The sequence below is a fragment of the Achromobacter sp. 2789STDY5608621 genome, assembly GCF_001299375.1.
In the GTDB taxonomy this organism is placed as follows: Bacteria; Pseudomonadota; Gammaproteobacteria; order Burkholderiales; family Burkholderiaceae_B; genus Achromobacter; species Achromobacter insuavis.
Window position 1 is genome coordinate 21,412 of sequence record NZ_CYTU01000064.1, and the last position, 6,257, is coordinate 27,668.

The following is a 6,257-nucleotide window of genomic DNA, read 5'->3' on the forward strand; positions in this document are numbered from 1 at the left end:
TGCTGCCGTTAATCGGGTATCCAGAAATATCAGTCGCGGTTACATACGGGGCATTGTCAGCATGAATCTGTACAAATTGGCATTGGGCGGGCTGAACGCGTCCCAGGCGGGCCTGGCGACCACCGGCCACAACATCAACAATGCCACCACGGTCGGTTACAACCGTCAGCGCGTCATGATCTCGACCGCCGGCGCCCAGGCGACCAGCAATGGCTTCATCGGCCGCGGCGTCCAGGTGGACACCGTGGTGCGCAGCTACGACAGCTTCCTGTACAAGCAGCTGGTCGGCGCGCAAGGCAGCAGCGCCCAGCTGCAGACCCAGTTCGACCAGATCTCCCAGGTCAACAACCTGTTCGCCGACCGCACCGTGGGCATCGCCCCGGGCCTGTCGAACTTCTTCACCAGCATGAATACCGTGGCCAGCAAGCCGGCCGATCCGGCCGCGCGCCAGGACTTGCTGGGCAAGGCCAACAGCCTGACCACCCAGATCCGCTCGGCCTACCAGGAAATGCAGAACCAGCGCCTGGGCCTGAACACGCAGATCTCGACCACCGTCGACCAGGTCAACAGCTACCTGACCCGCATCGACGACCTGAACAACCAGATTTCCACCGCCCGCGCCAAGGCTGGCGGCAATCCGCCCAACGACCTGCTGGACCAGCGCGACCAGGCCGTGTCGGAACTGAACCAGCTCGTCGGCATCACGACCTACGAGCAGGGCGACAAGCTCAACATCTCGCTGGCCTCGGGCGGCCAGGCGCTGCTGTCGGGCAACACCATCTATCCGCTGCAGGCCGTGGCGTCGTCCAAGGACGTCAGCCGCACCGTCATCGCCTACACGCTGCCGGCCGGTTCGGGTGGCAAGACCGTGTCGGTCGAGCTGAACGACGCCGACGTCACCGGCGGCAAGCTGGGCGGCCTGCTGCAGTTCCGCGCCTCGTCGCTGGACGTCATGCAGGCCCAGCTGGGCCAGATGGCCGTCGGCCTGGCGATGTCGTTCAACGAGCAGCACCGCCAGGGCCTGGACACCGCCGGCAACCCGGGCACGGACTTCTTCAGCATCGGCAAGCCACAGGGCGTGCCGAACGCCGCCAACAAGAGCGGCGCGCAGATCAGCGGCACGTTCACCGACGTGAACAACATCAACGCCAAAGACTACGAAATCAGCTTCGACGGCGCCAACTACCGCGTGACGCGCGTGCCGGAAGGCACCCAGGTGTACAACGGCCCGGCCACCGGCACGCCGCCCACCGCCACGCTGGACCTGAGCGCTGAAATGGGCGTCACGCTGACGATCGACTCGCCGCCGCAAGCCGGCGACAAGTGGTCGCTGTCGCCCACGCGCGATGCCGCCCGCGACATCAACGTGCTGATCACCGATCCGGAAAAGATCGCCGCGGCCGATGCGGCCGGCGGCGACGCCAACGGCAAGAACGCGCTGGCGCTGGCGCAACTGCAGACCAAGAAGGTGCTGGGCCACGGCACGATGAGCATCAACGAGATGTTCTCGCAGGTGGTCAACACCGTCGGCGTGCAGACCGCGCAGATCAAGTCGGCCAACACTGCCCAGTCCAACCTCGTCGCCCAGAAGCTCGAGGCCCAGCAGGCGGTGTCGGGCGTCAACCTGAACGAAGAATACGTGAGCCTGTCGCTGTACCAGGAGCAATACCAGGCCAGCGCCCGCATCATCGACGTCGCCAGCACGCTGTTCGATACGCTGCTGGGCCTGCGCGGCTGATCGGATCGTTGACATCGTGACCCATCAAGACAAATTCGGAGTATCCCCATGCGCCTGAGCACCTCCATGATGTACTCGAACGGACTCAAGGGCGTCCTCGCTCAGGAATCCGACATGAACCGCCTGGTCGAACAGGTGGGCAGCGGCAAGAAGTTCCTGACGCCGGCGGATGATCCGCTGGCCGCCTCGTTGTCGATCAACGTGGCGCAGACGCAGAGCATGAACGCGACGTACCAGCTCAATCGCAACACGGCCAAGACCAACCTGTCCCAGGAAAACAACGTCCTGGATTCGATCACGACGGCGCTGGCCGACGTGCGCACCCGCGTGGTGCAGGCCGGTAACGGCACCTTCGCCGACAGCGATCGCCAGGCCTTGTCCACCGCGCTGAAGAATGCCCGCGACGCATTGCTGGGCCTGGCCAACAGCACCGATGGCAATGGCCAGTACCTGTTCTCCGGCTACCAGGGCGGCGTCATCCCCTACGCCCAGGACGCCACCGGCAAGATCGTCTACAGCGGCGCCACCGGCGAACGCACGGTGCAGGTCGACCAGTCTCGCCAGATGTCCACCAGCGACATCGGCAGCGACATCTTCAATCGCGCCAATCCGGGTTCGCAGGCCTACGTCAGCACGGCCGCCGCGCACAACACCGGCACCGCGCAGTTCGGCACCGTGTCGGTGACGCCGGGCAGCCCCAACATCGGCAAGAATTTCAGCCTGCAGTTCGAGTCGGATCCGGCCACGGGCAACATGGGCTACCGCGTCATCACGACCGATCCCAACGCCAATCCGCCGGTGCCGCCCGTCATCACGCCCACGCCGCCCGCCGCCCCGACCGCGTACACGCCGGATGCATCGATCGATTTCGGCGGTGTCTCGGTCGTGGTCAAGGGGACGCCGCAGAACGGCGACGTGATCGACGTGCAAAGCGTGCAGTCGGCCAACGTCGACATATTCAACACCCTGGACAGCCTCATCAAGACGCTGGACTCGCCGATCGCCGGCGACCCCGTGGCGCTGGCCAAGCTGAACAACGAACTGGCCTCCGCCAACAAGAAGCTGTCGACCAACTACGACAACGTGCAAACGGTGGCCGCGTCGGTCGGCGCCCGCATGAACGAACTGGAGGCGCTGGACGCCACCGGCACCCAGAAGGGCCTGTCGTACTCGAAGTCGCTGTCGGACCTCGAAGACCTCGACTACTACTCGGGCGCCAGCCAGCTGGCATTGCGCCAGGTGGCCCTGCAGGCGGCGTCGGCGGCCTTCATGACGATCCAGGGATCGAGTCTTTTCAGCCGCAAATAATGCGGTGAGTCCATAGGCCGTGCCCGATGGCGGGCGCGGCATGTTGCGCCCTTGCGGACGCTTCCGGTGACATGCCGGAGCGTCCGTGTGTGCGTACAGGGTAGGAATTTTGTCGTTTCACCACGCTTAACGCTCGGATATTTCATGCTTGTCAATTTGAAAGTTCGCACCTGCATCATCCTGGTGCTGTTGCTCTTCACGGGTGCCATGTTCGTATCCAATGGCGTGGCCTGGATGGGATTGAATTCCAGCAACGACAAGCTGGAGCAGATCAATACCGCATACTCCGATCAGGCCGTGCCGCTGAACCGCGCCTACACCGTGTTCCTGCGCGCCCGCCTGTTGCTGTCCACCTCGCTGATGGACATGCAGCAGGGCAAGACGGAACAGGCCTCGGCGCAAGCCAAGCGCTCCGATGCCTTGATGCAGGACGCCTTCAAGATGATGGACGCCTTCCGCAAGACGCCCAAGCTTGCTGGCACGGAAGGGCTGATCCAGGCGGTTGACGCCGCGCTCAAGGAATACGACGGCGTGCTCAAGGGCCAGTCGGCCGCGCTGGCCAACATGGCCATCCAGGACTACCTGAACCTGAACGACAGGGCCAGCGACGTCAACACGAAGTTCCGCGAGGCGGTCGACGCCTACCTGAACTTCATCGACAAGCGCACCGACGAATTGGCGGCGATGGCGGAGACGGATCACAATGTCTCGCGCAGCGTCACCATCGCCTTGCTGGCGATCGCGCTGGTGCTCGCCATCGGCTGTTGGATTTTCATCAACCGCACCGTGTTGCGCCCGCTGCATGAAGCCGGCGATCACTTCGAGAAGATCTCGGGCGGCGATTTCACCGGCCGCATCGACGTGCGTAGCACCAATGAGATCGGCCAACTGTTCGGCGCCGTCAAGCGCATGCAGGAAAGCCTGACCCGCACGGTGGCCACTGTGCGTCGCGGCGTCGATGAAATCAACGTCGGCTCGCGCGAGATCTCGGCCGGCAACACGGACCTGTCCAGCCGCACCGAGCAGCAGGCGGCCTCGCTGGAAGAGACCGCGGCCTCGATGGAGCAACTGGCCTCGACCGTCAAGCAGAACGCCGACAACGCACGCCAGGCCAACCAGTTGGCGGCCAGCGCGTCGGATGTGGCTGAGCGCGGCGGTTCCGCCGTGTCCGAAGTGGTCAGCACGATGCAGGGCATTTCGGCCAGCTCGCGCAAGATCTCGGAAATCGTGTCGGTCATCGACGGCATCGCCTTCCAGACCAACATCCTGGCGCTGAACGCGGCGGTGGAGGCGGCCCGTGCCGGCGAGCAGGGTAAGGGCTTTGCGGTGGTGGCGGGCGAAGTGCGCTCGCTGGCGCAGCGCAGCGCGCAGGCGGCCAAGGAAATCAAGGGCCTGATCGAGGATTCCGTGACCAAGGTGGGCGCGGGGTCACAGCAGGTGGAACGCGCCGGGGCGACGATGCAAGAGATCGTGGCGTCGGTCAAGCGCGTGACGGACATCATGGGCGAGATCTCGGCGGCGTCGGAAGAGCAATCGAGCGGCATCGACCAGGTCAACCGCGCGGTGTCGCAGATGGACGAAGTGACGCAGCAGAACGCGGCGCTGGTGGAAGAAGCCGCCGCCGCGGCCGGCTCGCTGCAGGAACAGGCGCAGCGCCTGGCCGAAGCGGTGGCGGTGTTCAAGATCAATGCCGGCGACGTGATCGAAGTGCCGGCGCGCCAGTTGGCCCAGCAACGCAGCGCCCCGCGCGTGGCGGCGCCGCAGGAAGACGAAGCGCCCGTTGCGGCGGCTCCCGCTGTCGCCGCGCCGGCCGCCAAGCCGGAAGCGGCGGTCGCACCGGTGCAGCGTCCGGCCAAGCCCGCCGCCGCGCCGGCGCCGCGCCTGGCCCAGCCGGCCCGCGCCCGGCCCACGCCGAACAGCGGCGCCACGGCGGCGCGGCCGCTGCGTCGTCCGGTCGTCAAGACCAGCGACGCCACCGACGTCAAGCCCGTCAAGCCGGCGCCGGCCGCGACGCGCAGGACGCCGCCGGCGGATGACGATTGGGAATCGTTCTGACGGCGTGATTTGTCCAGGTATTTCGTTGCATTGAATAGGTAGTAGAGAACACATCCCTTTTACGACAGGGCGGCAATATCATGCCGCCCTGGCGGTTACCGGAAATATCGGAAAATGTTAAGCAATCTGAAGGTGCGCACGGGGTTGATGCTTGCCCAATTGGCCGTCGCCGTGGCCGCGCTGATTGCCATCGCCCTGGGTTGGAACAGCATGCGATCCAACGCCGAGGCGATCAACGCTTTGGATAGCCTGAGCGTCCAGCAGAGCAATCTGGTCAAGGACTCTTACGTGCAGATGCTGCGCGCCACCATCCGCGCGGACATCGCCGCCGCCCAGCGCGCCGCCGGCGACAAGGCGGGCGCGGCCGAGAACACCCGCATCGTCCAGCAACTGCTGACCGACGGCAGGGCCAAGCTCGAGAAGTTCAAGGCGATTCCTAAGACCACCGATATCGGCCGCGCCGCCGAAGGCCAGTTGCTGGCCTCGTTCAACGGCTTTGCCGAAGGCCTGCAAGCCATGCTGGGCGCGCTGGACCGGGGTGACAACGCCGAGTACCTGAACCTGAAGAACACCAAGACCGCCGCGGCCAGCGGCGCGTTCTCCAAGCAGTTGACCGAGTTCGCGACCGCGATCACCACCTACAGCGAAGAGCGGGTGGCGGCGTCGCGCTCGGAGGGCGCGGTCATGGCGTATGTCTACCTCGCGCTGGTCCTGGTGATCCTGGCCGTGTCGTTGGGCGCCTTCCTGTTCATGAATCGTGTCGTGCTGCGCCCGCTGCGCGCGGTTGGCGAAAGCTTCGACCGAATCGCCGGCGGCGATCTGACCACGCGCGTCGAGGTGCAGTCGACCAACGAGATCGGCGCGCTGATGGCGGCGGTCAAGCGTATGCAGGAAAGCCTGGCGCGCACGGTGTCGACCGTGCGCCGCGGCGTCGACGAGATCAACGTCGGTTCGCGCGAGATCTCGGCCGGTAACACCGACCTGTCGAGCCGCACGGAAGAGCAGGCGGCCTCGCTGGAAGAGACCGCCGCTTCGATGGAAGAGCTGGCCTCGACCGTCAAGCAGAACGCCGACAACGCGCGCCAGGCCAACCAGCTGGCGGCCAGCGCCTCGGACGTGGCCGAGCGCGGCGGTTCGGCGGTGGCCGAAGTGGTCA

Annotated in this window: 4 protein-coding genes; all 4 read left to right on the forward strand. The window is 65.5% G+C overall.

From position 1 onward, the window contains the following. Window positions 1-61: 61 nt before the first annotated feature. Window positions 62-1,738, forward strand: a complete 1,677-nt coding sequence (gene flgK, locus AOZ53_RS30485) for a flagellar hook-associated protein FlgK (protein WP_054435485.1) — start codon at window positions 62-64, stop codon at window positions 1,736-1,738. A gap of 48 nt (window positions 1,739-1,786) precedes the next feature. Continuing rightward, entirely contained in the window at window positions 1,787-3,046 is a 1,260-nt protein-coding gene (gene flgL / locus AOZ53_RS30490; protein ID WP_054435483.1) for a flagellar hook-associated protein FlgL, read from the forward strand. Between the two features lie 144 nt (window positions 3,047-3,190). Beyond that, window positions 3,191-5,101: a methyl-accepting chemotaxis protein gene (locus AOZ53_RS30495; RefSeq protein ID WP_054490724.1), complete on the forward strand. Its 1,911-nt coding sequence runs from the start codon at window positions 3,191-3,193 to the stop codon at window positions 5,099-5,101. 114 nt (window positions 5,102-5,215) lie between these two features. After that, a partial coding sequence (locus AOZ53_RS30500) for a Tar ligand binding domain-containing protein (RefSeq protein WP_156333588.1) occupies window positions 5,216-6,257 on the forward strand: 1,042 nt, incomplete at its 3' end.

Coding starts and splice junctions, on each gene's coding strand:
- AOZ53_RS30495 (WP_054490724.1), top strand. CDS start 3,191: ATGCTTGTCAATTTGAAAGTTCGCACCTGCATCATCCTGGTGCTGTTG.
- flgL (WP_054435483.1), top strand. CDS start 1,787: ATGCGCCTGAGCACCTCCATGATGTACTCGAACGGACTCAAGGGCGTC.
- flgK (WP_054435485.1), top strand. CDS start 62: ATGAATCTGTACAAATTGGCATTGGGCGGGCTGAACGCGTCCCAGGCG.